Genomic DNA, 2,689 nt, shown 5'->3' with positions numbered 1-2,689 from the left:
GTCTCGGTGGACCCGGGCTGGTTGTACGAGGCCGTGTGCGTGACGATCCGCCCGCTGGGGAGGCGTTCGCGGGTGCGGGCGAGGTAGCCGTGGGTCTCCAGTTCGCGCAGGGCGGCGGCGATACGGGTCTCGCCCTCGGGGAAGCGGGCGGCGAGCGTCTTGATGTCGACGCGGGCGCCTGAGGGCAGTGACTGGATGTGGCAGGCCAGGCCGATCGCCGTGAGGGAGAGCCGGCGGTGCTGGGTGAGGTGGTTGCCGACGACCGTGAAGCGGCTCGTGTGCTTGGTGTTGATGTGGGTGATGCCGCGCGGATTCAGCGGCTGGGCGCACACGGGCGCGCTAGGGTGCTGGGTATCCATCGGGAAGGGGCCCTTCCTCGGTGGTCAGGCCCTCGATCGGGATGCCAGTCCCGGCCGGGGGCCGTCGCATGTCTGCTGTTGTGGTCGTGGCGAGCATATGCCCGGGAACCGGGCCGAATGCCAGCCCAGTTGGGCAGCGCCACTCTTCCGGGTGACGGGCTGGCCTGGGGTGCTGTGGGGAGGTGGGTGGGGTTGGGTTTGGTCGGTTCTCACCACCCCGGTTGCGGAAAAGCTTTGATCACGCGTCGGGTCGGGGCGTGGGCCACCGGGTCGGGATGGTCCGCGATCCGGTGGCGCCGGTCTTCACTTCCGCCCAGACGGTCTTGCGTGGGGCGGGTCCGTGGGCCACTCCCCAGCGGTCCGCGAGAGCCTCCACGAGGACGAGGCCACGGCCTGACTCACCGTGGGGGGCGGCGGGTTCGTGGTGCGGCAGTCGGTCGCCCCTGGTGTCGGTGACCTCGATGCGGAGGGTGTCGCCCACGACGTACAGCGTGAGCCGGAAGTCCCGCCCGGGGACGCGGCCGTGTGTGACGGCGTTGGCCGCCAGTTCGGCCACGAGGTGCTCCGCAGGGTCCGGCGGGAGTCCCCAGGTGCGGAGTTGCTCGGTCGCCAGCAGGCGGGCGAGGCGTGCTCCCCGTGGTGTGGAGGACAGCGGCACGCTGAAGTTGCGGATGCGGTGGTGCAGTTCGGTTCCGGGATCGGCGATTTCCTGATTCACGTCACTCAGCGTGGCGGTCCGCGCTTACCGTGAACAGTGACGAAGTCGATACGTACGGTGACTGTCGGCTGCTTGTCCGGTCGTGTCCGGGCCTGTCGGGAAGGGCCGTACGGCGACGGAGCGTCGAAGTGCGGCGGTACGACAAAGGGGCGGTGCGATGACGGTCGACGGGGAAGCGGTGCGGCTCAAGAGCGAGGCGGACGAGCCGGGTTGGGAGGTGGATCCCGACGACGAGTGGGGCCTGGCGGTCATCGCCACGGTCGGGCGGCAGCTGAAGCTGCGGCGTGAGGCGGTGGGGATGCGCGCCGGCGAGTTCGGGACGGCCGTCGGGTACGGCGAGGATCTCGTCTACAAGATCGAGGGCGGGAAACGGATCCCCCGCCTCGAGTACCTGGACAAGGCCGACGAGGTGCTGAACGCCGGTGGGCTCATCTCGGCGATGAAGGAGGACGTGAAGAAGGTCCGGTACCCGAAGAAGGTACGGGACCTGGCGCAGATGGAGGCGCGGGCGGTTGAGATCGGCGTGTATGAGTGCTGCATCATCCCCGGGCTCTTGCAGACGCCAGAGCACGCACGGACCTTGATTCAGGCAGCGCAGCCGCCTTACTCCCCGGACGACGTGGAACGCATGGTGGCCGCTCGTCTGGCCCGGCAGGCGGTCTTCGAACGTGATCCCGCCCCGTCCATCCACTTCGTCGTGGAAGAGGCGCCGCTGCGTCGAGAGGTTGGGGGCACAATGGGGTGGCGGGCCCAGCTCGAACGTCTGCTGGAGGTGGGGCGGTTGAACAACGTCACGCTTCAGGTGATGCCTACGAATACTGAGGCCCACCCAGGGCTGGACGGCAGGATCGAGCTGCTGAAGTTCCCTGACGGCACGGCGGTGGGGCGCTCCGACGGTGCCTTCAACGGGCGGCCGATCACCGATCCGAAACAGCTCCGCATCCTGGAGTTGCGGTATGGCACCATCCGGGCGCAGGCCTTCCCGCCGCGTGATTCGCTGGCCTTCATCGAGAAACTGCTGGGAGAGACATGATGCGCAAGGGCTCCGCCGGGGACGCTTCCGAACTGGCTTGGTTCAAGAGCAGCTACAGCGGCGGTACCGACGGCGAGTCCTGTCTGGAGATCGCCGTAGCCCCTGGCTCGATCCATGTCCGTGACTCGAAGGACATAGCAGGACCCGAACTGGCCCTCGGGCCCGACGCTTGGGTGCACTTCATCAAGCACGCCACGACGAACTGACCGCTTCGCGTTCGTGCCCCGCGCCTGGCGATAACCGGGTGCGGGGCGTGCCGGCGTCGCATGTGCCAGCGCTTGGGAAAATGTGGGTGCCCTGCCGACCCTCCGGCTGAATCTCCTGCTGATCTTTCCGTCGAACGGCCGTGCGCTGTAAGTTCACGTGTGCATACGGTTGTTGCTGTGGATGTGCGCGTGACGGGGGTTGCGGTATGGCGGGGCACAGGCCTGCGGACTGGCATGTCCTGGACTTGGACAAGGATCCGACGCCTGGTGATCCGCAGCGGGTGCGCACACTCGCGAAGCATCTGCACGACTTCGCCGACGACGTGTCCGACGCGTTGCGTCTGGTCAAGGGCATGGCGGGGGAGGGCACGCT

At 68.0% G+C, this 2,689-nt stretch carries 4 protein-coding genes; 2 read left to right on the top strand and 2 right to left on the bottom strand.

Annotation, left to right across the window (positions count from 1 at the left end; translation table 11 throughout):
* Positions 1-359: helix-turn-helix domain-containing protein (locus C1J00_RS41785; RefSeq protein ID WP_146046378.1), on the bottom strand; the 359-nt coding region annotated here is incomplete at its 3' end.
* 238 nt (positions 360-597) lie between these two features.
* Positions 598-1,077 carry an ATP-binding protein gene (locus C1J00_RS41780; protein ID WP_180989892.1) on the bottom strand — a complete coding sequence of 160 codons (480 nt, stop codon included), beginning with the start codon at positions 1,075-1,077 and terminating at the stop codon, positions 598-600.
* Positions 1,078-1,234: 157 nt separating this feature from the next.
* On the opposite strand from C1J00_RS41780, the gene C1J00_RS41775 reads away from it, so the two are divergent.
* Together C1J00_RS41775 and C1J00_RS41770 are read left to right on the top strand one after the other, a co-directional pair.
* Positions 1,235-2,110 (top strand): helix-turn-helix domain-containing protein, encoded by an 876-nt coding sequence (locus C1J00_RS41775; protein WP_102914027.1) that lies wholly within the window; start codon positions 1,235-1,237, stop codon positions 2,108-2,110.
* Complete coding sequence (locus tag C1J00_RS41770) at positions 2,107-2,316, top strand: DUF397 domain-containing protein (RefSeq protein ID WP_102914026.1); 210 nt, start codon at positions 2,107-2,109, stop codon at positions 2,314-2,316. Before C1J00_RS41775 ends, C1J00_RS41770 begins: the two co-directional genes overlap by 4 nt.
* Positions 2,317-2,689 lie beyond the last annotated feature (373 nt).

Origin of the sequence: Streptomyces cahuitamycinicus (assembly GCF_002891435.1) — a bacterium.
In the GTDB taxonomy this organism is placed as follows: domain Bacteria; phylum Actinomycetota; class Actinomycetes; order Streptomycetales; family Streptomycetaceae; genus Streptomyces; species Streptomyces cahuitamycinicus.
Note: the sequence above shows the minus strand (reverse complement) of the source record. Positions and strands in the feature narration are given on the sequence as shown.

Coding starts and splice junctions, on each gene's coding strand:
- C1J00_RS41770 (WP_102914026.1), top strand. CDS start 2,107: ATGATGCGCAAGGGCTCCGCCGGGGACGCTTCCGAACTGGCTTGGTTC.
- C1J00_RS41775 (WP_102914027.1), top strand. CDS start 1,235: ATGACGGTCGACGGGGAAGCGGTGCGGCTCAAGAGCGAGGCGGACGAG.